Origin of the sequence: Entomomonas sp. E2T0, from assembly GCF_025985425.1 — a bacterium.
Taxonomy (GTDB): domain Bacteria; phylum Pseudomonadota; class Gammaproteobacteria; order Pseudomonadales; family Pseudomonadaceae; genus Entomomonas.
Genome location: NZ_CP094972.1, coordinates 101,071 through 126,256, shown reverse-complemented (window position 1 = coordinate 126,256; position 25,186 = coordinate 101,071). Strand labels below are relative to the sequence as shown.

The following is a 25,186-nucleotide window of genomic DNA, read 5'->3' as shown; positions in this document are numbered from 1 at the left end:
ATGATTACTACGACTGACTTTTATATCGTTGTTGGCCTTGGCAAAAGTGGTATGTCGTTGGTTCGTTATTTGGCGAGTCAAAGGGCATCTTTTGCTGTGGTTGATACCCGTAGTAGTCCACCAGAGTTAACTACATTAAAAATAGAGTATCCACAAGTTGAAGTACAGTGTGGTGAATTAAATGTAGAGTTTTTGTGTAAGGCTAAAACATTGTTTGTAAGCCCTGGACTTGATTTAAAAACTCCTGCTTTACAAACAGCGGCAAAACGTGGTGTTAGGCTATCTGGTGATGTTGATTTATTTTCACAATTAGCAAAAGCTCCTATTGTAGCTATTACAGGTTCTAATGGGAAAAGTACTGTTACCACATTAGTCGGTGAAATGGCGAAGGCAGCAGGAAGAAAAGTTGCGGTAGGTGGTAATCTTGGTGAGCCTGCTTTAAATCTTTTAGCAGACGATATTGATTTGTATGTTTTAGAACTTTCTAGTTTTCAATTAGAAAGTTGCCAACAGCTAAATGCTGAAGTAGCCACATTATTAAATGTGAGTGAAGATCATATGGATCGTTACTCTGATCTAGCTGCATACAGTGATGCTAAACAGCGTATTTTTTTAGGTGCTAAGCAAGTAGTTGTAAATCTGGATGATCTATTATCTATCCCTAAAAAAGCACTAACTACAGCAGTTCGTTGGGAGTTTACTACTAAACTAGCTAAGTCAGATTTTACAGGCTTTAAATTAGATTCTTTGCAGGGTGATGGTTGGATTATCTTTAATAATGAGCCATTGTTGCCATTAGATAGATTAAAAATTAGAGGTAGTCACAACTGGTCTAATGTTATGGCTGCTTTAGCATTAGGGCATGCCGTAGGTTTATCTTTTGAAGCTATGATAGAGGCCTTAGTAAACTTCAAAGGTTTACCTCATCGTTGTGAATGGGTTGCAGAAAAAGCTGGTGTGGTTTACTACAATGATTCTAAAGCGACTAATGTAGGTGCTGCTTTAGCAGCAATCGATGGGTTAGGTAGGGATATTACTGGCAAGCTAGTGTTAGTTGCTGGTGGTGATGGTAAAGGTGCTGATTTTAATAGCTTAAAAGAGCCGATTGAAAATTATTGTCGAGCAGTTATTTTATTAGGAAAGGATGCTCCTTTAATAGAGAAAATTTTAGATACAGCGATACCAAGAATATATGTAAGTAGTATTGAACAAGCAGTGGCAGAAGCCTCTAAACTTGCTCAAAAAAATGATGCGGTATTATTAGCGCCTGCTTGTGCTAGTTGGGATATGTTTAAAAACTTTGAAGAACGAGGCCAGCTGTTTGCAGAAGCTGTAAAGGGGTTAAGTGAATGAAACTGTCCATCGTTTGTTTAAATCCTTCACCTATTTATAGCCGACGTGGTTTTGATGTCGATTTTCCATTATTGGCTGGTTGCTTATTATTATTGGGTTTAGGTGCTGTAATGATTGCCTCTGCTTCTTCTGAGGTAGCATCAGCACAAACAGGTAATACTTTTTATAACTTAACAAGGCATTTGGTTTACCTCGCTATTGGCATTTTGGCTACAGCAAGTGTTTTAGTGGTACCCATTAAAGTATGGCAAAAGTACAGTGCTCATTTGCTATGTGTGGCAGTGGTGTTATTAGTAGCTGTATTAATCCCAGGCATTGGACGCAATGTGAATGGTGCAAGCCGTTGGATTGGCGTTGGCTTATTTAATATTCAACCTTCTGAGCTAGGAAAGTTATTTGCTGTTATCTATTTAGCAGGCTATTTGGTTCGCCGTAAAGAACAAGTTAGAGATACATGGTCAGGTTTCTTTAAACCTTTTGTCGTGTTATTACCGGTGGCTTGGTTATTCCTATTAGAGCCAGATTTTGGAGCAACAGTGGTAATGATGGGCGCTGCACTTGCTATGTTGTTCTTAGGTGGTGTGAGCCTGGGACGTTTCTTATTAATGGTATTAATGAGTATTGGTGCCGTAGTATTTTTGGTTTTAACGCAAGAATATAGAATGCATCGTTTGATGAACTTTACAGACCCTTTTGCTGATCAGTTTGGTTCTGGCTATCAATTAACCCAATCATTAATTGCTTTTGGACGAGGGGATTTTTTGGGATTAGGTCTTGGTAATAGTATTCAAAAACAATTTTATTTACCAGAAGCACATACAGACTTTGTATTTGCTGTGTTGGCTGAAGAGTTGGGTTTAGTAGGCTCTCTATGCACTGTTGCACTATTTGTGTTTGTTGGTGTGAGGGCATTAATTATTGGTTTATGGGCAGAGCGTGAAAAACAATATTTTTCTGCTTATGTAGCTTACGGCATTGCCATGTTATGGCTTGGTCAATTTATTATTAATGTAGGGGTAAATGTTGGGTTATTACCTACTAAAGGTTTGACCTTACCATTTTTAAGTTATGGTGGTAGTTCTTTGGTTATTTGCTGTATTTGTTTAGGAATATTACTACGAATTGATTGGGAAAGACGTTATCCAGAGCCTGAACTATCTTACGTGTTTACTGATAAAGATTTTCCAGAAGAATCTTCGGAGGTGAAACATGGTCGCTAAAAATATATTAATTATGGCAGCAGGTACTGGTGGTCATGTATTCCCTGCGTTAGCCTGCGCTAAAGACTTTCAGGAAAGAGGTTATAACGTTCATTGGCTTGGTACACCCAAAGGCATGGAGAATGAACTGGTGGCTAAAGCAGGCTTACCAATTTATCAGATTAATGTGACAGGATTACGTGGTAAGAGTCTTACTACATTAATAAAAGCTCCTTTCTTATTGTTAGGCGCATTAAGACAAGCTCGTAAGCTGATTAAAGAAATAAAACCAGTATGTGTGGTTGGTTTTGGTGGTTTTGTGACTGGCCCTGGTGGTCTAGCTGCAAAGTTAGTTGGTATACCATTAATTATTCATGAGCAGAATGCCAAAGTGGGCACTGCTAATCGTTATTTAGCAAAAATGGCAACCCGTATTTGCCAAGGTTTTCCTAATACTTTTGTGAATAAAGAGCATTTAATTACTACGGGTAACCCTGTACGCAAAGAGCTGTTTATTGAGCAGTCTAAAGAATCCATAGTTGATCGTAAAGTGAGATTGTTAGTAGTTGGTGGAAGCTTAGGGGCTGAACCACTTAATAAGTTATTACCTGAAGCTTTGGCATTGCTTGATGATTCAATTCGTCCAGAGGTCTTTCATCAAGCAGGTAAAAACCATGCTGAAGTAACCAAAGAGCGTTATCAAAAAGCAACAGTCGAAGCTAAGGTAGAACCATTTATTACTGATATGCAACAAGCCTACAGTTGGGCTGATTTAGTGGTTTGTCGGGCAGGTGCTTTAACAGTGAGCGAGTTAGCTGCGACAGGTTCAGCTGCTATGTTAATTCCTTTACCCCATGCTATTGATGATCATCAGAGTTTTAATGCTGATTATCTTGCTTGTAAAGGGGCTGCAATCAAATTGATACAAGCTCAGTTAACACCACAAGTTATGGCTGATCATTTACAAACATTATTAAAAAATCCTGAAAAATTGAGAGAAATGGGAAAAATCGCCAAAAGCTTAGCGAAACCTAAGGCTACTAGTGACGTGGTTGATACCTGTTTGGAGGTAGCCAATGGTTAAAAGTCGTTATGAAGTTTTACAACCTGAATCACGTCGTATGCGTCGTATGCGTCGTGTTCATTGGATTCATTTTGTTGGTATTGGTGGTTCTGGAATGTGTGGTATAGCTGAGGTATTGTTAAACCTTGGCTATAAAATATCAGGTTCAGATATTAAAGTATCGCCTGTTACTGAGCGCCTAAAGAAAATGGGCGCGACAATTTATATTGGTCATTGTGTTGAGAACCAAGCTAATGCGAGTGTGCTTGTGGTTTCTAGTGCCATTAATACAAAAAACCCAGAGGTAGCCGCTGCATTGGAACGACGTATACCTGTTGTACCTAGAGCTGAAATGTTAGGTGAGCTGATGCGATATCGTTATGGTATTGCAGTGGCAGGCACACATGGTAAAACTACGACAACAAGTTTAATTGCTTCAGTTTATGCAGCAGCTAAATTGGACCCTACTTTTGTAATTGGTGGCCGTCTAAATGCAGCAGGGACTAACGCGAAGTTAGGCGGCGGTCAGTACCTTATTGCAGAAGCCGATGAAAGTGATGCTAGTTTCTTGCATTTACAGCCAATGGTAGCAGTGGTTACTAATATTGAAGCTGACCATATGGCTACTTATGATGGTGACTTTAATAAATTAAAGAAAACTTTTATTAGCTTTTTACATAACTTGCCATTCTATGGTTTAGCAGTGATGTGTATTGATGATCCTGTTGTAAGAGAGATTATCCCTCAAATCAGTCGTCCAATTATGACTTACGGTTTTAGTGAGGATGCAGATATACGTGCGGTTGATGTTTATCAAGAAGAGTTGCGTACTTATTTTACTATTTTAAGAAAAGGTTATGAGCCATTAAAAGCGGTGGTAAATCTGCCTGGTAAGCATAATGTGTTGAATTCATTAGCTACTTTAGCTATTGCCTCTGATGATGGTATTAATGATAGAACTATCTTAGCGGGTATTAGTAAGTTTGAAGGTGTTGGTAGACGTTTTCAAGTGTATGGCGAGTTACCTGTAGATGGTGGAACAGTGATGGTAGTAGATGATTATGGGCATCATCCTACAGAGGTGGCAGCAGTTATTCAGGCAGTGCGTGATGGCTGGCCAGAACGCCGTTTAGTAATGCTTTATCAACCTCATCGTTATACCCGTACTCGTGATCTGTATGAAGATTTTGTACAGGTGCTATCGGGTGTTAACTTGTTATTATTAATGGAGGTTTATCCTGCAGGGGAAGATCCTATCCCTGGTGCAGATAGCCGTCAATTGTGTGGCAGTATTCGCCAACGTGGTGTACTAGATCCAATTTATGTAGAACGTGATACTGATATTGTAGATGTGGTTAAGCCTATTTTAAGACCTGGTGATATCTTACTTTGCCAAGGGGCAGGCGATATTGGCGCTATAGCAAGCCAAATCATGAAGAACGCAAAATCTTTTATCAGTGAACCAGTTAAACCTTTGAAAAAAGGGAAAAAGAAAAATGAAAAAATATAATCCTATTGATTTTGGCAGAGTTGCTGTTTTTTTCGGTGGTGAAAGCGCTGAAAGAGAGGTTTCTTTAAACTCTGGAAAAATGGTATTACAAGCCTTATTAGATGCAGGCGTTGATGCATTCGCTGTTGATACAAAAGGTGATTGGTTAGCCAAGTTTTTGTCAGAAAAAGTGGATAGAGTCTTCATTATATTACATGGTCGCGGTGGCGAAGATGGTTGTATTCAAGGCTTATTAGAAACATTGAAAATTCCTTATACAGGAAGTGGTGTATTGGCTTCTGCATTGGCAATGGATAAGTTGAGAACCAAACAAATATGGTCAAGTTTTGGTTTGCCTACTCCTAAATATGCAGTGTTAACAACAGAAGAAGATTGTCAGCAAGCAGCGCAGTCACTAGGTTTTCCAATGATTATTAAACCAAGCCATGAAGGTTCTAGTGTAGGAATGGCAAAGGTTAATAATGTTGATGAGTTAATAGCTGCCTGGCAAAGCGCATTAACTTATGACGCTGAAGTATTAGTTGAAGAATGGGTGACTGGAGCTGAATTTACGATAGCTGTAGTAGATAATCAGGTTTTGCCACCTATTCGTTTAGCAACGCCTCATACTTTTTATGATTATGATGCTAAATATAAAGCGACAGACACTATTTATCAAATTCCTTGTGGCTTAGATGAGGAAAAGGAAAAAGAGCTACAAGCATTAACGCTTAAGGCTTGTCAGTTAATAAATATAGAGGGTTGGGGACGTGTTGATGTGATGCAGGATCAACAAGGTAATTTTTATTTGTTAGAGGTTAACACTGCACCTGGTATGACAGACCACAGTTTAGTTCCTATGGCAGCAAAAGCTATTGGGATGGATTATCAACAGTTGGTATTAACCATATTAGCTACTACTTTGGTGCAAGGAGGTTAAAATGTTAAATGTAAGATTAAGACATGGAGAGCCAGTAGCACTTTGGCGGCAGCGTGCTAATCAGCGTGGAGCAAGTCGAGCTATGCCTAAAAAAGGTGTAGTGACTACTTTAAAATCAATGGCTGATTATTTAAAAATAGCAGGTTATTTGTTATTAGCTGTTGTTTTTGCAATTTTGGCTTACAACGTTGCTAATAAAGTGATTGCTTATGTAAATCAACCTATATCAAAAGTAAGTATTTTAGGTGATTTGGGTTATATTGATCAGCAAGACTTACAGAAACGTATTGAACCTTTGGTAAGTACAGGGTTTTTAAATGTTGATTTAGAAGGTTTGCGTAATAAACTTGAAAATACTCCTTGGATTTCTCATGTGGAAATAGAGCGTGTTTGGCCAAATGAATTAAAAATTGAGTTAAATGCTCGTCAACCTATCGCCCGTTGGGGAGAGGATGGACTTTTAAATAATGTGGGCGAACCTTTTGTCGTTAAGGATATTTCTGCTTATAAATCATTGCCCTTGCTAGATGGGCCAGAATATGCACATGCTCAAGTTATGCAACAGTATCAAATTATTAGCCAATTATTGAGGCCAATGGAGCTTGCTATTACTTCGTTGACTTTAACAGAACGAGGTAGCTGGTCATTAACTACCAGCACAGGTCTTGAGCTAGTGCTTGGTAGTGGGGATGTTGCTGAAAAAATTAAACGTTTTAGTAAGGCTTATGAGATTAATTTAAAAGCTAAAATGGATAATATTGCAAGGGTTGATATGCGATACAGTAATGGCTTAGCTGTAGCATGGAAAGATCCAAGTAAAGAAATTGATACGAATAATGCTACTAAGATAGTAGCAAGACAATAAAAAACTATTCATAATAAGCCATTTGTTAGATACAAAATGATTAGTTTAGGTATTTAAGAAATGGCAATATTTGTCATTATTTTGAGTGAAGTGCCTAGAGGAGAATAGAGAGTCTTATGGCGCAAGAACAAAGTAGCAAAATGATCGTTGGCTTGGATATTGGTACTTCTAAAGTAGTAGCTTTAGTGGGAGAAATTTCGCCAGATGGTCAAATAGAAGTAGTAGGTATTGGATCACACCCTTCTCGTGGTTTGAAGAAAGGGGTAGTGGTGAATATTGAATCTACTGTTCAATCTATTCAGTATGCTATTGATGAAGCTCAGCAAATGGCAGGTTGCCAAATATTTTCTGCTTATGTTGGTATTGCAGGCAATCATATTCGTAGTTTAAATTCGGATGGTATTGTTGCTATTCGTGAAGGTGAGGTTACTAGAGCTGATATTGAGCGTGTATTAGACTCAGCAAAAGCGGTAGCTATTCCAGCAGACCAAAGAGTATTGCATACCTTACCCCAAGATTATGTGATTGATAATCAAGAGGGTGTGCGTGAACCGTTAGGTATGTATGGTGTACGTTTAGAAGCTAAAGTTCATGTGGTTACCTGTGCGGTGAATGCTTCACAGAATATTGAGAAGTGTGTAAGACGGTGCGGTTTAGAAGTCGATGATATTATTTTAGAGCAACTAGCCTCCTCTTATTCAGTGTTAACTGAAGATGAAAAAGAGTTAGGTGTTTGTTTGGTTGATGTGGGTGGTGGTACTTCTGATATTGCTGTTTACACTGAGGGTGCTATACGTCATACATCAGTGATTCCTATTGCAGGGGATCAGATTACCAATGATATTGCAATGGCACTACGTACGCCAACTCAATATGCAGAAGAAATAAAAATTCGTTATGCTTGTGCCCTTGCGAAATTAGCAGGTGCTGGACAAATGATTAAAGTTCCTAGTGTTGGTGAGCGTCCACCTCGTGAGCTTTCTCGACAAGCATTGGCAGAGGTAGTAGAGCCTCGCTATGAAGAACTATTTAAATTTGTGCAAAAAGAATTACGCCGTAGTGGCTATGAAGATATGATTCCTGCAGGTATCGTAGTAACAGGCGGTACAGCTAAAATGGAAGGGGCAGTGGAGCTGGCAGAAGAAATTTTCCATATGCCTGTTAGGTTAGGTATTCCTTACAATGTGAAAGGATTAGAAAGTGTGATTCATAATCCTATTTATGCAACAGCAGTTGGTTTATTGATATATGGTGCTCAGCAACAATTAGAAAGTGGTAGTGTTGAGCATAATAAAGTTAATAGAGAAAGTTTTTCAATGTTTGGTCGTTTAAAGAAGTGGGTACAAGGTAATTTTTAGTATTATTTTGGCTTATATTGGTAGTTATTCGTTGATTGAAATTAAATTTATCAACATTAATCACAAAAACTTTGATTTTTATACTAAGATAGTACAAGAGAACACTAGATATTCCTGCTATCTAACGTTAGAATAACAAGATATAGACGACAAGGCATGTTGTTTCGGTTTAGGAGAGAGGCAATGTTTGAGATGGTAGAAGCCCAGCTTAATGCGGTAATTAAAGTTATTGGTGTCGGTGGTGGCGGCGGTAATGCTGTGAACCACATGATTCGTAGCAATATTGAAGGTGTTGAATTTGTTTGTGCTAACACAGATGCGCAAGCATTAAAAAGTGTTACTGGCGGTGCAATTCTTCAATTAGGTGCTAATATCACTAAAGGATTAGGTGCAGGTACTAACCCTGATGTGGGTAGACAAGCTGCTTTAGAAGACCGTGAACGTATTGCTGAGGCACTACAAGGTGCTAATATGGTATTTATTACCACTGGCATGGGTGGTGGTACAGGTACAGGTGCAGCTCCCGTTATTGCACAAGTTGCTAAAGAAATGGGAATTTTAACTGTTGCAGTAGTGACTCGCCCATTCATCTTTGAAGGTCGTAAACGTAGTAAAGTAGCGGATCAGGGAATTGATGCGCTTGTAGAACATGTTGACTCTCTCATTACTATCCCTAATGAAAAATTGATTACTATCTTAGGTAAAGATGTTAGTTTATTAACAGCTTTCGCTAAAGCCGATGATGTACTTACAGGTGCTGTGCGTGGTATTTCCGATATTATGCAGCGTCCTGGTTTAATCAATATCGATTTTGCTGACGTTAAAGAAGTAATGAGTGAAATGGGTATGGCGATGATGGGAGCAGGTAGTGCTAGTGGTCCTAATCGTGCTCGTGAAGCTGCGGAGGCTGCTATTCGTAACCCATTACTTGAAGATATCAATTTACAAGGTGCACGTGGTGTATTAGTAAATATCACAGCTAGCGATATGACAATTGGTGAGTTCAATGATGTAGGTGAAATCATTGAAGATCTAGTTTCTGATCATGCAACAGTTAAAATTGGTTCTGCTATTGATCCAACTATGGGTGATGAGTTAAACGTAACTGTAGTTGTAACTGGTTTAGGTCAAGAAATGAGCAGACCAGTGAAAGTAATTGATAATACCATTCCTACTGTGAATGCAGTTGAATCATCTACAGCTACACGTTCTGAAAACTTATCAGAAACTAATTATCGTGATTTTGATCGTCCAACAGTAATGCGTAATCGTGGTGCACATGGTAATGCAGCTACCAATTTGGAAGCACAAGACGATTTAGATTATTTAGATATTCCAGCTTTCTTAAGAAATCAAGCTGATTAATCTATTTATTGTAGTAGTGTAATAATAGCGTTATAGGTAATAATCTATAACGCTATTTTATTTTTTCAATGGCTTTTCAGGGTTGTAAGGGTGTTCAGTTAAAGGGCAATCTGCTATTATTGATAGCAATTCGCATTTTGCTGGGACGAGTAATTGTATGATTAAACAACGCACATTAAAAAACACCATTCGAGCTACGGGTGTAGGTCTTCATTCAGGTAAAAAAGTTTATCTTACTTTAAAGCCCGCCCCTGTAGATACAGGTATTGTCTTTTGTAGAGCTGACTTAGACCCTATGGTTGAAATTCCAGCTAGAGCTGAAAATGTAGGAGAAACAACACTTTCTACTACATTGATGAAAGATGGAGTACGTATCGATACAGTAGAGCATTTATTATCTGCTATGGCTGGTTTAGGTATTGATAATGCTCGCATTGAGCTTTCTTGCTCTGAAGTACCTATTATGGATGGTAGTGCCGGACCTTTTGTATTTTTAATTCAGTCTGCGGGATTAGAAGAGCAAGATGCACCAAAAAGATTTATTCGTATTAAAAAAGAAGTTACTGTAGAAGATAATGGCAAAAAAGCTACTTTTTTACCCTTTGATGGTTTTAAAGTTAGTTTTGAAATTGATTTTGACCATCCAGCCTTTAAAAAACATACTCAATCAGCCACTATTGATTTTTCAAGTACTACCTTTGTAAAAGAAGTTAGCCGTGCTAGAACATTTGGTTTTATGAGAGAGATTGAGTATTTGCGCTCTAAAGATCTAACTTTAGGCGGTAGTTTAGAGAATGCTATTGTCGTAGGTGATGATGGTGTTATGAATGAAGATGGTCTTCGTTATGAAGATGAGTTTGTAAAACATAAAATTCTCGATTCTATTGGTGATTTGTATTTATTAGGTCACAGTTTAGTTGGTGAGTTTATAGGTTTTAAATCAGGCCATGCATTAAATAATAAATTACTGAGAACCCTTATAAGCCAACCTGATGCGTGGGAAATGGTAACCTTTGAAGGGGTTGATAAGGCACCTATTTCTTATATTCAGCTTGCCACATCGGCATAATCTGTTAAAATTCCTATTAGACGAAAGTCTATCTAGTATGTTTAGATAAACGTTCCAGTGCTTCTCGAAGTGCTGGATGATTTATATTTTCAGCTGTTTCGGCAATAATTTTTGCTGTTTTTGAAGACATGGTTAATTCATGTACTTCTTCTGGCTCTTTTAAGGGTTTAGGGGAAACTTTTATAGCGACTTTATGAATGCCATAGAATTCATGGTGTTCTTGTAGCTGTTGTTTTAGCTTATTTTGTTGATAGCGCAAACGGGTTGCCCAGTGTGCATTATTTACTAAAATAGTTAATATTCCATTTTGGAAGGAAGCAATAGCACAGTTTTCTCTTATGGTAGTTGATAAATACAGATTTAAACATTGTTGTAGTTGATTTAGGTAGGAAGCCTTATTCACTAATTGTTTAAGTGAAGATGTTTTTACCAATAATGACTTGGAATGTTTTGCATATAACGGTCTGAAAGACATATGAACTCTGTATTTATTATGACTTAATTATTTTAGCAAAATACAGGGATTCTGTAAGTGAATAGTTTTAATAAAGGAAGTTTGTATGCGTCTTATCTTTATTTCTGATAAAAATACTCAGCGTAGCCGCATTACCTTTGCAACGGATTTATCTACTATAATTTTAAGTTTAGTTGTATTGTGTGTTGTCTCTGCTAGCTTAGGTTACTGGTTTACTAAACAAACCATAAAGACAACAGTAATTACAGATGATCAACTGTCTAATGTAATGAAAGAACCTTTAAAAGAAATAGCTGATGTGCGTGAAAAAGCACAAGCTCGTTTAGATGCATACAGTGCTTATTTAGCTAATATTCAGGCTCGATTGATTCGTTTAGACGCGATGGGTGAACGTTTAACAGGATTAGCAGGTATTGATAATGAGTTTGATTTTTCGGAAAGCGTTGGTTTAGGCGGTACTGAGGAAAGTTTAGGTGAGGGTAAAGAGGCATTTACTCCCCCCACTTTTATGCAAGAACTAGATAAGTTATCAGATAAAATTGCCACTAGAGAAAAACAACTAGAAGTTCTTGAAAATCTTATTGTTAAGCGTAGTATTCGACAAGAAAATTATATTGCAGGTTATCCTATTAAAAATGGTTATATTACTTCTCGTTATGGGGTAAGAATAGATCCTATTACTGGACGCTCTAAAGGACATAAAGGAGTAGATTTTTCTGGCCCTCGTGGTGCTAATATTATGTCAGTCGCTGCTGGTGTTGTTACTTTTTCTGGTGTTAAAACGGGTTATGGTAATGTAGTAGAAGTTAGCCATTTAGATGGTTATAAAACTATTTATGCACATAATCAGCAAAATTTAGTGAAAGCGGGCGATCTAGTGCAAGTAGGGCAGGTTATTGCTAAACTAGGTAGTTCTGGACGTGCAACAGGGCCTCATGTTCATTTTGAGGTAGTTAAAAATAATCAAGCGATTAATCCAATTACCTATATTACACGAGTTGGTAAGTCAGATAATTTACCTATACAAATAGCTAAGGTAGAGTAAAATAACCTTTTGTTTGTTTAAAAGGTATTATTTTGATAGAGAACTCAGCTGTTGGAACACTTTATATAGTGGCAACGCCGATTGGTAATTTAGAAGATATTACTAATCGTGCTTTGCGTATTTTACGTGAAGTAGACTTGATAGCTGCTGAAGATACGCGTCATACTACCAAATTATTGCAGCATTTTGCTATTAATACAGCGCTTAAACCCTGCCATGATCATAATGAACGAGAACAACAAAACTATTTTGTGCAGCTGTTATTAGCAGGCAAGAATATAGCTTTAGTTTCTGATGCAGGAACGCCCCTGATTTCTGATCCAGGTTTTCATTTAGTGAGAGAAGCACAGCAGCAAGGTATAAGAGTAGTGCCTATTCCAGGTGCTTGTGCAGTCATAGCTGCGCTATCTGCAGCTGGATTACCTTCAGATCGTTTTAGTTTTGAAGGGTTTTTGCCTGCTAAATCAACAGCAAGAAAAAGTACACTGGAGACATTGAAAGAAGAATCTAGAACGCTTATCTTTTATGAAGCACCCCATCGTTTATTAGAGAGTTTGCAGGATTTAGTTGCTGTTTTTGGAAAGGATCGCCAAGCAGTATTAGCCAGAGAATTAACAAAAACCTTTGAGACTATTAAAAATACTACATTAGCTGAATTAGCTGAATGGGTAGAAGCTGATAGTAATCAACAACGTGGCGAATGTGTATTATTAATTGAAGGCTGGAAAGCTCCTGTACAAGAAGATATTAATCAAGAAACAGGGCGGGTATTAAAAGTATTATTAGCTGAATTGCCTGTTAAGCAAGCAGCAGCGTTAACAGCCGAAATTACAGGGGAGCGTAAAAATAAGCTATATCAATATGCCTTAGAAATAACTAATAAAACTAATGAGTAAGAGACAGATTATATATAAGCTTATTTTGATCTCACTACTTTTTTGAATTTGTGGGCCTATTGTTGGTTTTCTTTTGCTTACTTTAATAATTGCGCTTATTGGCTTTGATATATCAGCTTTTTTTCATAATAGTTTCATGCCATTTTATTGTGTATCATTTGCTAGTTAATGATGTTATTAATGCGTTTAATAAAAAATCTATAATCTATATGATCTGAATGAAAAAAGTTTTTAGCTTGTTTCTCGTTATTTAAAAAGGTATGCTTATCTCAAGCAAGAGCCAGTCAAACAGTCGCTGCTTTTTATAACATGTTTATAAAAAGGGGAGGAAAGTCCGGGCTCCATAGGGCAAAGTGCCAGGTAACGCCTGGGAGGTGAAAGCCTACGGAAAGTGCCGCAGAAAATAACCGCCTAAGTAGCATATGCTAACGGTAAGGGTGAAAAGGTGTGGTAAGAGCACACCGCACAACTGGTAACAGCTTGTGGCTAGGTAAACCCCACTTGGAGCAAGACCAAATAGGAATCCTAAGCGTGGCCCGCGTTGGATTCGGGTAGGTTGCTAAAGATGTCCAGTGATGGCCATCGTAGATGAATGACTGTTCGCGACAGAACCCGGCTTATCGACTGGCTCTTGCTTTTCTTTTCTGTAGTACCAAAGGATATGGTTAAGTGAAGAAATAATTAATCTTAATTATAGGTGTTTTGATTATAGGTTATATGAAACTGGTTTTTTCAGCAAAAGCAGTACAAGCTCCATAAATGATAGGTTTAATAGTTAGTAATGATAAACTAGTTGCTAATGCAATAATTATTCTTCAGGCAAGAGAGCCAGAGTTTTGTAAAAATCTAACAACAAAAAAATAATAAAGGAAAATTTGTCATAGGCCCTTTATGTGAATATCGAACTAAAATACCCTCGATTAGATTAGAGCTTCCACTAATGTCTGGTTATAATCTCTTTATTTATGTTGATGGTAATGTTTATCTTTGGCATGTAATGGAGCGGGGATATTTACCTTTTAAACTGGATATGACAATAGACCTTTCTAAGAGAGCTCTTTGTACAATAAAAGATAAAAAATACTTTGATTTATTTTGGTTAAAAGAAAGTAGTTTTATACAAAGTAAAACTGAGCAATAAGAGTTTTTAGTAGTAGAATATTTAACTATATATCTTTATCAAGAGTTAGATTTTTGTGAGCCTTTAAATGACTTTAAATAATATACAAAGCCAGTATGTTAGTACGATTTTTAAACATACTATGATAGGCATTAAAAATGATGCTATAACTAACCAAATAATTAGATTTGGTATTTATGAGCGTGAAATCATTGAGTTTATTTTAAAATTATTACAAAAAATTGAAAAACCTATAGTATTTGATGTTGGAGCAAATATTGGTAATCATTCGTTAGCTTTTTCTTTGTTTGCTGAGCAGGTTTATTCATTTGAACCAACAGTCCCCATTTACCAGTTTTTAAGACAAAATATCTTTATAAACAATATTAAAAATATTAATGCTGTAAATAAAGGACTTTCAGATAAAAATATGGAAAGTTATATCAATATTAATACAACAGGCAATGTAGGAGCATCTAGCATAGAAATACAAACTGAAAATTATGTGAAGGATAAAATATATTTAATAAAAGGTGATAGTTTTGTTGATGAGTTTAAAATACAAAAGGTTGATTTAATAAAAATAGATGTTGAAGGTCATGAGTTATTTGCCATAAAAGGACTCAATAACACTATAGAAAAGTTTCGTCCTATTGTGATTATGGAATGGGTAAATAATATAGAAGAATTTTCTAATGAACATACCTTGGAAAATTTATTTAAGGATTATCAGGTATTTTCTATTGGTTTTAACTTTAACAATAATTTAAGTCGAAATAATTACTTAGATAGAGTATTAAGAATAATATACAAAAAATTATGCTTAGCAAAAGTTAAATTATTCGAATTTCCAGATTATAAGCGTAATGATATTTTATTAATTCCAAAAGAAAAACTATTTTTATTAGATAAATAATTTAGAGATATCTTTCTTAAATAGATCAGGGTATTGTGAGTTATTAGGCAATATGCAACTAATATTAATGAATTTTATAAACAGTTGTTTTATTATAAAAATGTATATCATTTATAATTAAAGAATAATTATTATTAATTATTGGTAGCGGAGAGTAATTATATGAAAAATAAATATCTTTTATTAATTCTAATAATGAGTGTTTTTTCGGCTCATGCTCAGTTTAAAACCATGCGTTGTGGAACAAAAGTAGTTTCGGTAGGTGAGCGTGTTTTTGAAGTAGAAAGAAAGTGTGGTACTCCTAATGCACAGAATTTTGTAGGGTTTACAGGTGATGGAAGTAGTTTAGGCAATGTACCTATAGAAGAGTGGATATATAATCAAACTACTGGATCTGCAACAGCTTATAATTTATTACGTTTTGAGGGTGGTAAATTAGTTAGCATAGAGTCTTATTTTCCAACTAATTGATTGGACTTATAATAAGTAACAGGTATTTTTAGCTAAAAACTTTTCTAAACCCATGTACATAATGCTTATTTTGAAGTTCAATATGTGAAAAAACTTATGAGACAATTAATATCATTAATTATATTTGTTAGTGTATTTTCTCCTAGTTTATTCGCTGCAAGTACATGGCGTTGCGGTGGTGGATTAGTAAGTACAGGCAATACTAAAATAGAGGTTATTAATCGTTGTAGTGAACCTAACAGTAAAAGTTTTTTAGGATGGGGACGCAGGGTTACTAGAGGTTGGGGAAATTATTTTGAAGATGTTCCTATTGAGGAATGGATTTATTCAGTTTCTGATAGCCTTTATTATGTATTGAAGTTTGAAGGTGATGAGTTAAAAGATATTACCAGTCATTATAGTTATTGAAATAAGTGAATGAATTAGAGGATAAACATGCAATTTAATGTAAAGAATAATCGTCCAGAGGCTCTAAAAATTTCAACATGGGTTGTTGCAGTAGGTAAAGGCGATAAGTTAAGTGCTACTGCTAGTGAAGTTGATAAATTAACCCAAGGCGCTATTAAAAATATTATTAAGTGGGGTGATTTTCAGGGCAACTTAGGTCAAACATTTATATTGCAAACTAATCAGCAACTAAAGGCTAACCGAGTGTTATTAGTCGGTATTGGTGAGCAACCTCTATCTGATGCACAATACCGTAAATGGGCTATGACTTGTTTTAAAACATTAAAGCAATTAGGCGGTACAGATGCATTATTTGTAGTTGATGATGTGGAAGTTAAAGGTCGTGATATTTACAGTAAAACACGCTTATTAGTAGAGACTTTAGAAACAAGTAGTTATTGTTTTGATGAATATAAAAGCAAGAAAGCAGAACCCTATAAGTTTTCATCAGTCACATTATGTACTGATAAAGCAAATAGTAAGTTAGTTGAACAAGCTATCACTGAGTCACAGGCGATTGCTGCTGGTATGGCATTAACTAGAGATTTAGGTAATACACCCGCTAATATTTGTCATCCTACCTATTTTGCTAAACAAGCAGAAACATTAGCGAAATTAGATAAGCGTGTCACTATAGAAGTGCTAGATGAAAAGAAAATGAAAGCACTTAAAATGGGTGCGTTTTTAGCAGTAGCGCAAGGCAGTGAACAGCCTCCTAGACTGGTTGCTTTACAATATAATGGGGCTAAAAAGAAATCAGAGCAACCTATTGTGTTAGTGGGCAAGGGTATTACTTTTGATACAGGTGGTATCAGTATTAAGCCTAGTGCCGGCATGGATGAAATGAAATATGATATGTGTGGTGCTGCTTCTGTATTAGGTGTGTTTAAAGCATTAATTGAATTGCAATTACCTATTAATGTCGTGGGATTAATGGCTTGTGCTGAAAATATGCCTAGTGGTCATGCTACACGTCCAGGTGATATTGTAAAAACAATGAGTGGACAAACAGTAGAAATATTAAATACAGATGCTGAAGGTCGTTTAGTGCTCTGTGATACATTAACTTATGCTGAACGTTTTAAACCAAAAGCAGTTATTGATATCGCTACTTTAACGGGTGCTTGCATTGTTGCATTGGGTACTCAGGCTAGTGGTTTATTAGGTAATGATGAAGTATTAATCAATAGCTTACTTGATGCGGGTAAACAGGTGGATGATAGAGCTTGGCAATTACCACTGTTTGATGAGTATCAAGAACAATTAGATAGCCCATTTGCAGATATGGCAAATATTGGTGGTCCTAAAGCAGGTACTATTACGGCAGGTTGTTTCCTTTCTCGTTTTGCTAGCAAATACCCTTGGGCACATTTGGATGTAGCTGGCACAGCATGGATCAGTGGTGGTAAAGAAAAGGGTGCAACAGGTCGACCTGTACCTTTGTTAACTGAGTATCTTTTAAGCCAAGCTAAAAATTAGTATTACGATGGCTAATGTAAAACTAGTAATAGTGAGCCTAGTTATGTTGGTAGGGGCTATTAATAATGCAATAGCTTCTCCCAACTGTACAGTTACCATTCATAGTAATGATCAAATTCATTGGGGTATAGATGATATTAAAGTCAGTAAAGCCTGTGAAACTTTTACTATAAATCTCATCCATGATGGTCATCTGGATAAAGGTGTTATGGGACACAACTGGGTTTTAACTAAAGAACAAGATAAAGAAGAAGTAGCGAAAGCAGTTATTCTTGAAAAAGAAACGGATTATATTAATGATGATCCTCGCATTATTGCACATTCCAAACTAATTGGTGGTGGGCAACGTACTACTATCTCTTTTGAAGTAAACCAGTTACAGCAAGGACAACAATATAGCTATTTTTGTAGTTATCCTGAGCATATAGGATTGATGCAAGGTACTTTAGAATTAGTAGACTAGTTGTATATAGCTATTGCTCTTCATTTTTATACGTCGTTGAATGACTTTGCCGTACTAATTGTACTGTCTTCAGTCATTTGTCTAGTCTAAAATTGTATAACAACAGCTATAGCTGATTTAGGTATAGTGATATAATTTTAATTTTGTTGTTGTGTTGGTATTAATAAATGACTACAGCTGTTATCCGTGAAAAGTTAGTGTTACCTAATGAGCAAGATAAGTTACTATTACATTCTTGCTGTGCGCCTTGCTCTGGCGAAGTAATGGAAGCATTACAAGCTTCTGCTATCGACTATACGGTGTTTTTCTATAATCCTAATATTCATCCTGAAAAAGAATACTTAATTCGTAAGGACGAAAATATTCGTTTTGCAGAAAAGCATAATATTCCCTTTGTTGATGCGGATTACGATACGGATAATTGGTTTGAGCGCGCCAAAGGCATGGAAGATGAACCAGAACGTGGCATACGTTGTACTATGTGTTTTGATATGCGTTTTGAACGTACCGCATTATATGCCCATGAACATGGTTTTCATGTGATTAGTAGTTCGTTGGGTATTTCACGCTGGAAAAACATGCAGCAAATTAATGATTGTGGCGTACGAGCTGCTGCCAAATACCCTGATATTGTGTATTGGGATTATAATTGGCGCAAAAAAGGAGGCTCACAACGAATGATTGAAATCAGTAAGCGTGAAGAGTTTTATCAACAAGAATATTGTGGGTGTATCTATTCGTTGCGAGATAGTAACCGTTGGCGTCGCCAAAAAGGCCGTGAAGTAATTAAGTTAGGTGTGAAGTTCTACGGTTATGATGATGAAAAAATTTAGCTAATAACTGTGAATATGGTGGATTTAGCCTTTCTACAAAATAAACTACAAATATCGCCAGCAGGCTTTGGCTATGCAGATGTAGGTCAATGGCTGCAAGATGTTCCCCATATTGAGTTGTTGGCTGAAATAAAGCCTTTATTTTTTGAGCCACTTTCTAAAAAAGAACTATTAGCATTCGTTACTTTATTAAAACACCGTTATATTAAAGATGGGCCAGCTTATAATCTCTTTCAAGATCATTTTGAAGAATACATTAAACATAATAGTTTAGAGGATTTTTATAAGGGACTTTATCTATATAAAGATGGTAGTCAGTGTCTAGATTTCTCTCTTCTAACCCAGACACTTACAAAGTTAATTATAAGCACTTCTAGTACTATAAAAACAGTGGTAATACCTGCTAGTAAACAATTAGAAGCATTAGAGTTAAGTTATTTGCCTGAGTTAACAGATTTACAGCAAATAGAGCAAGCAAAAGGATTAATGTATTTAGCCATTAATAAATGCTCCCAATTAACTGATTTTAATTTTATTAAAAAACTTAAAAAATTAGTTTGGTTAGATTTGTCAGGTAATGAGCAGTTAACAGATTTAGGCTTTCTATTAGCCAGTAGTCAGATAGTTTTTTTACAGTTACTAGACACTGAGTTATTAGATAATCCAAAAATCATTAAACAGTTATCAAAATTAAAGCATTTAAAATATTTAACTATCAGTGGCAAACAGGCACAGATAACTGAATTACGTGAACAATTACCCAATTGTGTTGTTAATGGAATATCTGCTGTAAAAAATCAGTTGTCATTAAATAATGAGGATGATTGATTAGTCGATAATATTTATTTTATAAAATAAAAAAGGGTAGTTAAACTACCCTTTTTTGATTGCAACGATTACTTATTAAAAACATCATCCACTGATTGTAATGGATAGTTTTTAGGATAAGGTAATGTAGCCACACCTGAGTCTATTGCTGCTTTAGCAACGGCATCTGATACTACTGTCAGTAAGCGCGGATCATTTGGTTTAGGAATGATGTACTCACGACCAAAGTTAAAGCAGTCAGTACCATAAGCATCACACACTTCTTTAGGCACAGGATGTTTAGCCAAGTCTCTTAATGCATAAGCAGCCGCTATTTTCATTTCCTCATTGATAGCAGTAGCACGTACATCTAATGCGCCACGGAAAATAAATGGGAAACCTAAAACATTGTTTACTTGGTTAGGGTAGTCAGAACGACCTGTAGCCATAATAACATCAGGACGAGTAGAATGAGCAAGTTCTGGACTAATTTCAGGGTCAGGGTTAGAGCAAGCAAACACAATAGGATCTGCTGCCATTAGTTTTAAGCCTTCGGCTGATAATAAGTTAGGTCCTGATAAACCAACAAATACATCGGCACCTGTTAAGGCATCTTCTAATGTACGTTTGTCTGTTTTATTAGCAAATTGTGCTTTGTATGGATTAAGATCAGTACGGTCAGCATGGATAACCCCTTTACGATCAACCATGTAGATATTTTCTATGTTAGCTCCTACGCTAACTAATAATTTCATACAAGAAGTTGCGGCAGCACCTGCACCTAAACAAACAATCTTAGCTTCTTCAATTTTTTTACCAGTAATTTCTAGCGCATTTAACATGCCTGCTGCAGTTACAATAGCAGTACCATGTTGATCATCATGGAATACAGGGATATCACAAAGCTCAATTAGTTTTTGCTCAATTTCAAAACATTCAGGTGCTTTAATATCTTCTAAGTTAATACCACCAAAAGTACCAGCAATATTTTTTACTGTATCAATAAATGCTTGAGGGTCTTTGGTATCGACTTCAATATCAAATACATCAATGCCAGCAAAACGTTTAAATAATACGCCTTTACCCTCCATTACAGGTTTGGAAGCAAGGGCACCTAGATCGCCTAGACCTAAAATAGCTGTACCATTAGAAATGACAGCTACTAAATTCCCTTTGCCTGTATAGCTATAGGCTAGTTCTGAATCTCTGGCAATTTCACGAACAGGTTCAGCCACTCCTGGGCTATAAGCCAAAGCAAGGTCTTTAGCTGTTGCTGTTGGCTTTGTTATTTCAACAGAAAGTTTCCCTGGGCGGGGTTGACTATGGTATTCAAGCGATAACGTTTTTAGATTAGACATAATTTGAATTCTACTTGAGTGATAATATGATTTATGAAATTAATTAGTATGCGAAGCATACTCAACAATTTGTTACTCAACAAGTCACAGAGATCAAAATTTTATGGATTATTTTCAATATATGATTTTTAAATAAGGGATACCCTTTATAAAGATGAGTATAAAGGAAAAGCATATGCAAATTGAAACATATATTGGTGGTTTCAAATCGAACACTCACTTTGTTAATGTAGAGCGTAATGAAATAGTTTATAAAGTCTTTTTTATGACACTAGTATAGGAATTAAGAATAAAATCTTTAGCATAATAATGGCTCATGTTTAAGAAAACATTAGATAATTTAAATAGTTGGCAATGACATAATGGGTATATTAATGAAGATATAAGAACAGGAGAAGATATTTCTTGATTCTTGAGTATTCAATACGAGGTTCAAAAAACAACAATAAAAGTAATAGGTGTTAATGCTGTTCCTGACGAAAATGGTCAACCAAGTACTAAAGAAGCTTTAGCATTTAAAGCATATTTAACGGCTATGGAAACTTTATTAAATCAGCATTTTCGGTAATATCAATAGACTATGTTTTTTAGTAGAATATAAATATCTATTTTTTAGGAAACTTTTATGGCAACGCCACTGATTATTGCTAAAACAGCTAATTTAGAGCCTTTGGCTATTTTACCTAATATGGCTAATCGCCATGGTTTGATTACTGGAGCTACAGGAACAGGTAAAACAGTTACTTTACAAAAAATTGCTGAATCTTTTTCAACAATAGGTGTGCCTGTATTTATGGCAGATGTAAAGGGTGATTTATCAGGTATTGGAGCTAAAGGTGAGTTATCCGAGAAGTTACAACAGCGTCTGACGGCACTACAAATAGAAGACTGGCAGGCAAAGGCATCACCTATTGTGTTTTGGGATGTATATGCCGAGCAAGGCCATCCTATTCGCGCTACCATTTCTGATTTAGGCCCGTTACTAATTAGTCGTCTATTAGGTTTAAGTGATGTACAAGCAGGTGTATTACAAATAGTCTTTAAAGTAGCGGATGATAATGGTCTGTTATTGTTAGATCTAAAAGATTTAAGAGCCATGGTACAGTATGTAGGTGAACATGCTGATGAAATTAAAACCACCTACGGTAATGTCAGTACAGCCTCTATTGGTGCTATTCAGCGTGGTTTATTAACGATAGAAGAACAAGGTGGCAACCAATTTTTTGGTGAGCCTATGTTAGATGTAAAAGATTTAATGCGTACTAATGAACAAGGCGATGGTTTTGTTAATATTTTAGCCGCAGAAAAACTCTATAATTCACCAACCCTCTATTCAACATTCTTATTGTGGTTACTTTCGGAGCTTTATGAAACATTGCCTGAAGTAGGTGACTTAGAAAAACCTAAGTTAGTGTTCTTTTTTGATGAAGCCCATTTATTATTTAGTAATGCTAATAGTGCACTATTAGAAAAAATTGAACAGGTCGTTAGGTTAATTCGCTCTAAAGGGGTTGGTATCTTTTTTGTAACACAAAACCCATTAGATATTCCTGATCGTATTCTGGGTCAATTGGGAAATCGTGTACAACATGCATTAAGAGCCTTTTCACCACGTGATCAAAAAGCAGTTAAAGCAGCCGCTCAAACTATGCGTACCAATTCTGCATTTAATGCTGAACAAGTTATTACTGAGTTAGGTGTTGGTGAGGCATTAGTGTCTTTTTTAGATGCGAAAGGAACGCCAACTATTGTGGAGAGGGCGACTGTGATTGCTCCTTGTTCACGAATGGGGACTTTAACTAAAGAAGAACGTAATAGTTTACTGAATAGCTCTGCATTATTTGGTAAGTATGAAGAGGCTATAGATCGTGAGTCAGCCTATGAGTTACTAAATAGTAAGAAAGGAACGCTTTCAACGGTTAGTAAGGGTGGTAATGAAAAACCTACTACAAATAATAATGAGTCTGGTGGTTTCTTTCAGAGTGTTAAAGAGTTTTTATTCGGTCGAACTGGGCCTAGAGGTGGCCAGTATGATGGTGTTGTACAAAAAGCATCAAAACGTGTCACAACACAACTGACCAATCGTATTATTCGTGGTATATTAGGCAGTATATCTGGTGGTAGTAAACGTCGTAAATAATAAGCAGCCAAAACCGCCATTGTAGGTTTTAGTAATTTATTAGTACTTGGGTAATAGGTTAAAAGTAACTTTATATTATTGATAAGTAACTAATAAATTTCTTAAAAGAGAGTAGGGTATATTTTTACCGTTTAATAAACTATTGCAATAGGGAAAATTTATTATGTTTCCAGAATATCGTGACTTAATATCAAAATTAAAGACTGAAGATGCTCATTTTTCTAAATTATTTGAAAAACACAATGATTTAGACCATAAAATTAAAAACTTAGAGTCTAGCTTTGCTGCCGATTCTGAAGTTGAAACGTTAAAGAAAGAAAAATTAAAGTTAAAAGATGAAATTTACGTTATGTTAAAAAAACATGATGCATAATAAATTTTATTTATAATTTTCTAAAAAGTAAGGGTAGCATAAGCTACCCTTATTTATTTGGGCGCTAATATGTTCAGTTAATATTTAGTAATAGAATTTTTATATCCCAATAAGCTCATCTATTAATTAATAATAATTATCATTAGCGATTGTGAAGATTTATTATATGATACGAATTAGAAATAGTGATGCCATAAATTATCACCATTTAATTTTTAGGAGAGAAGCATGAAGCTACGTAACAAAGGCTTATTGGTAGCAATAGGGATGATGTGTATATCGAATTGGTCTATTGCGGATGATATTACGAACCAACAAGAATCAAAGGGTTTTATTGAAGATAGCAGTTTAGATATAATTAGCCGAACCATGTATATGAATAGTAATGCCCGTAAAGGTGGTTTCTATACACTGGGAGGTTATAACAAGAGCGATAAAGATCGTGGTCATGCAGAGGATTTTGGTACCAGTTTAATTGGCGTTTATCAATCAGGTTTTACAGAGGGGACTGTTGGTTTTGGTATTGATGTTATTGGCATGACAGCCTATAAATTAGATGGTGGCAGGGGGCGTAGTGGTGATGATGTAAATGGTCTATTTCCTGCCGATGGAAGAACAGGTCGCCCACAAGATAATGTTTCTAAATTAGCACCAGCAATAAAATTTCGTATTTCAAAAACCGAACTTAAATATGGGCAAATGATGGTGGATACACCTGTATTTGCTACACAATCAATTGACGATAAATTATTGCCTGAAGATGCTACAGGCTTTTTACTTCGTAGCCAAGAAATTGATAATTTAGCGATTAATGCAGGTTACTTCACTGCATTACGTGGACAGGAGTTTTCTCATCAGGACTCTATAGCAGAAGAAAGTGCTTTCTCTGATGATGGTAAAACATTGAAACGTGTTTATTTTGCAGGTCTGGAATATCAGTTTAATGATAATTTTTCAGGCAAATTATATGCCTCTAAAAATAAAGATTTCTGGAAAAAATACTATGCTAATTTAAATTACAATTATGAATTCAATGATGATAGCGCTATTGATCTGGACTTTAACTGGTATAAAACTAAAAGTATCGGCAAAGGCTATGCAGATGAGCTAAGAGCTAATGATGCTAACCGTCGCATTAATTCAGATTTATGGAGTATAGCAGCAGCTTATAGTTATAAAGCACATACATTTACTGTGGCTTATCAACGTAACTCAGGAACAGGTGGTATAGGTCGTGCTTCTTTCCCGTATGGGGTAGATGGTGGTGGTGCGATAGCTGTAGCCAACTCAATGCAATACAGTGATTTTAATTTTGAAAACCAGCATTCATGGCAAGTTCGTTATGATTTAGATTTTGCTGATTATGGTATTCCAGGTTTAACCTTTGCTGCTGCTTATGTAAAGGGTAGTAATGCTACTGATGAAAATAAAGATTATCGTCGTAAAGGCAAGTCTTGGGAACGAGATATTGAATTGGCTTACACTATACAAGAAGGTAAAGCTAAGGACTTGAGTTTTACTTTACAGCATGCTCAATATCGATCTAATTTTGGTGGCGGCACAGATTATTCTGTTAATGGCAGACACAATGCATATGGCCGTGACAATATTGATGAATTACGTCTAATCGTTCAATATCCATTTAGTATTTTATAAGAGAAG

Annotated in this window: 25 protein-coding genes and 1 other RNA gene; 24 read left to right on the top strand and 2 right to left on the bottom strand. The window is 35.9% G+C overall.

Annotated features, from left to right (window positions below; translation table 11 throughout):
* The 9 genes from murD to lpxC all read left to right on the top strand — a co-directional run bounded on the left by murD (window position 1) and on the right by lpxC (window position 10,701).
* Window positions 1–1,353 (top strand): UDP-N-acetylmuramoyl-L-alanine--D-glutamate ligase, encoded by a 1,353-nt coding sequence (gene murD / locus MTZ49_RS00630; protein WP_264746508.1) that lies wholly within the window; start codon window positions 1–3, stop codon window positions 1,351–1,353.
* On the top strand, window positions 1,350–2,573 hold the full coding sequence (ftsW, locus tag MTZ49_RS00625) for a putative lipid II flippase FtsW (RefSeq protein ID WP_264746507.1): 1,224 nt from the start codon (window positions 1,350–1,352) through the stop codon (window positions 2,571–2,573). Before murD ends, ftsW begins: the two co-directional genes overlap by 4 nt.
* Window positions 2,563–3,636, top strand: a complete 1,074-nt coding sequence (murG, locus tag MTZ49_RS00620; RefSeq protein ID WP_264746506.1) for an undecaprenyldiphospho-muramoylpentapeptide beta-N-acetylglucosaminyltransferase — start codon at window positions 2,563–2,565, stop codon at window positions 3,634–3,636. Before ftsW ends, murG begins: the two co-directional genes overlap by 11 nt.
* Window positions 3,629–5,125: a UDP-N-acetylmuramate--L-alanine ligase gene (murC, locus tag MTZ49_RS00615; RefSeq protein WP_264746505.1), complete on the top strand. Its 1,497-nt coding sequence runs from the start codon at window positions 3,629–3,631 to the stop codon at window positions 5,123–5,125. The genes murG and murC overlap by 8 nt, the downstream gene beginning before the upstream one ends.
* Window positions 5,112–6,044, top strand: coding sequence for a D-alanine--D-alanine ligase (locus MTZ49_RS00610; RefSeq protein WP_264746504.1), 933 nt, complete (start codon window positions 5,112–5,114; stop codon window positions 6,042–6,044). Before murC ends, MTZ49_RS00610 begins: the two co-directional genes overlap by 14 nt.
* Window position 6,045: 1 nt before the next feature.
* Entirely contained in the window at window positions 6,046–6,909 is an 864-nt protein-coding gene (locus tag MTZ49_RS00605) for a cell division protein FtsQ/DivIB (RefSeq protein ID WP_264746503.1), read from the top strand.
* A 116-nt stretch (window positions 6,910–7,025) separates the two neighbouring features.
* Window positions 7,026–8,267: a cell division protein FtsA gene (gene ftsA, locus MTZ49_RS00600; protein WP_264746502.1), complete on the top strand. Its 1,242-nt coding sequence runs from the start codon at window positions 7,026–7,028 to the stop codon at window positions 8,265–8,267.
* A gap of 183 nt (window positions 8,268–8,450) precedes the next feature.
* The gene (gene ftsZ / locus MTZ49_RS00595; protein WP_264746501.1) at window positions 8,451–9,632 is read left to right on the top strand and encodes a cell division protein FtsZ; all 1,182 of its coding nucleotides are present in this window, start codon (window positions 8,451–8,453) and stop codon (window positions 9,630–9,632) included.
* A gap of 157 nt (window positions 9,633–9,789) precedes the next feature.
* Window positions 9,790–10,701, top strand: coding sequence for a UDP-3-O-acyl-N-acetylglucosamine deacetylase (gene lpxC / locus MTZ49_RS00590; RefSeq protein ID WP_264746500.1), 912 nt, complete (start codon window positions 9,790–9,792; stop codon window positions 10,699–10,701).
* A 28-nt stretch (window positions 10,702–10,729) separates the two neighbouring features.
* Here the strand turns inward: lpxC and MTZ49_RS00585 are convergent, their stop codons facing one another.
* On the bottom strand, window positions 10,730–11,176 hold the full coding sequence (locus tag MTZ49_RS00585; RefSeq protein ID WP_264746499.1) for a DUF721 domain-containing protein: 447 nt from the start codon (window positions 11,174–11,176) through the stop codon (window positions 10,730–10,732).
* A gap of 85 nt (window positions 11,177–11,261) precedes the next feature.
* Between MTZ49_RS00585 and MTZ49_RS00580 the strand changes: the two genes are divergently transcribed.
* The 11 genes from MTZ49_RS00580 (at window position 11,262) to MTZ49_RS00530 (ending at window position 19,674) form a co-directional block, all read left to right on the top strand.
* Window positions 11,262–12,221: a M23 family metallopeptidase gene (locus MTZ49_RS00580; protein WP_264746498.1), complete on the top strand. Its 960-nt coding sequence runs from the start codon at window positions 11,262–11,264 to the stop codon at window positions 12,219–12,221.
* Window positions 12,222–12,253: 32 nt separating this feature from the next.
* Entirely contained in the window at window positions 12,254–13,117 is an 864-nt protein-coding gene (gene rsmI / locus MTZ49_RS00575; protein WP_264746497.1) for a 16S rRNA (cytidine(1402)-2'-O)-methyltransferase, read from the top strand.
* A 276-nt stretch (window positions 13,118–13,393) separates the two neighbouring features.
* Window positions 13,394–13,753, top strand: an RNA gene (gene rnpB, locus MTZ49_RS00570) — RNase P RNA component class A.
* 304 nt (window positions 13,754–14,057) lie between these two features.
* Entirely contained in the window at window positions 14,058–14,258 is a 201-nt protein-coding gene (locus MTZ49_RS00565) for a hypothetical protein (RefSeq protein WP_264746496.1), read from the top strand.
* Between the two features lie 67 nt (window positions 14,259–14,325).
* The gene (locus MTZ49_RS00560) at window positions 14,326–15,153 is read left to right on the top strand and encodes an FkbM family methyltransferase (RefSeq protein ID WP_264746495.1); all 828 of its coding nucleotides are present in this window, start codon (window positions 14,326–14,328) and stop codon (window positions 15,151–15,153) included.
* A 162-nt stretch (window positions 15,154–15,315) separates the two neighbouring features.
* A complete protein-coding gene (locus MTZ49_RS00555; protein WP_264746494.1) occupies window positions 15,316–15,624 on the top strand; it encodes a DUF2845 domain-containing protein in 309 nt (102 codons plus the stop codon).
* A gap of 96 nt (window positions 15,625–15,720) precedes the next feature.
* Window positions 15,721–16,032, top strand: coding sequence for a DUF2845 domain-containing protein (locus MTZ49_RS00550; protein WP_264746493.1), 312 nt, complete (start codon window positions 15,721–15,723; stop codon window positions 16,030–16,032).
* A 27-nt stretch (window positions 16,033–16,059) separates the two neighbouring features.
* Window positions 16,060–17,550 (top strand): leucyl aminopeptidase, encoded by a 1,491-nt coding sequence (locus tag MTZ49_RS00545; protein ID WP_264746492.1) that lies wholly within the window; start codon window positions 16,060–16,062, stop codon window positions 17,548–17,550.
* Between the two features lie 7 nt (window positions 17,551–17,557).
* Window positions 17,558–18,013: an azurin gene (gene azu, locus MTZ49_RS00540; protein WP_264746491.1), complete on the top strand. Its 456-nt coding sequence runs from the start codon at window positions 17,558–17,560 to the stop codon at window positions 18,011–18,013.
* A gap of 167 nt (window positions 18,014–18,180) precedes the next feature.
* Window positions 18,181–18,846 (top strand): epoxyqueuosine reductase QueH, encoded by a 666-nt coding sequence (locus tag MTZ49_RS00535; protein WP_264746490.1) that lies wholly within the window; start codon window positions 18,181–18,183, stop codon window positions 18,844–18,846.
* Window positions 18,847–18,855: 9 nt separating this feature from the next.
* Window positions 18,856–19,674, top strand: coding sequence for a hypothetical protein (locus MTZ49_RS00530; protein WP_264746489.1), 819 nt, complete (start codon window positions 18,856–18,858; stop codon window positions 19,672–19,674).
* Window positions 19,675–19,742: 68 nt separating this feature from the next.
* Here the strand turns inward: MTZ49_RS00530 and MTZ49_RS00525 are convergent, their stop codons facing one another.
* On the bottom strand, window positions 19,743–21,011 hold the full coding sequence (locus MTZ49_RS00525; protein WP_264746488.1) for a malic enzyme-like NAD(P)-binding protein: 1,269 nt from the start codon (window positions 21,009–21,011) through the stop codon (window positions 19,743–19,745).
* 412 nt (window positions 21,012–21,423) lie between these two features.
* On the opposite strand from MTZ49_RS00525, the gene MTZ49_RS00520 reads away from it, so the two are divergent.
* The 4 genes from MTZ49_RS00520 to MTZ49_RS00505 all read left to right on the top strand — a co-directional run bounded on the left by MTZ49_RS00520 (window position 21,424) and on the right by MTZ49_RS00505 (window position 25,180).
* A complete protein-coding gene (locus MTZ49_RS00520) occupies window positions 21,424–21,579 on the top strand; it encodes a hypothetical protein (protein ID WP_264746487.1) in 156 nt (51 codons plus the stop codon).
* 57 nt (window positions 21,580–21,636) lie between these two features.
* Window positions 21,637–23,151 (top strand): DUF853 domain-containing protein, encoded by a 1,515-nt coding sequence (locus MTZ49_RS00515; protein ID WP_264746486.1) that lies wholly within the window; start codon window positions 21,637–21,639, stop codon window positions 23,149–23,151.
* A gap of 163 nt (window positions 23,152–23,314) precedes the next feature.
* Window positions 23,315–23,524 (top strand): YdcH family protein, encoded by a 210-nt coding sequence (locus MTZ49_RS00510; RefSeq protein WP_264746485.1) that lies wholly within the window; start codon window positions 23,315–23,317, stop codon window positions 23,522–23,524.
* A 228-nt stretch (window positions 23,525–23,752) separates the two neighbouring features.
* A complete protein-coding gene (locus tag MTZ49_RS00505) occupies window positions 23,753–25,180 on the top strand; it encodes an OprD family porin (protein WP_264746484.1) in 1,428 nt (475 codons plus the stop codon).
* Window positions 25,181–25,186: the final 6 nt, after the last annotated feature.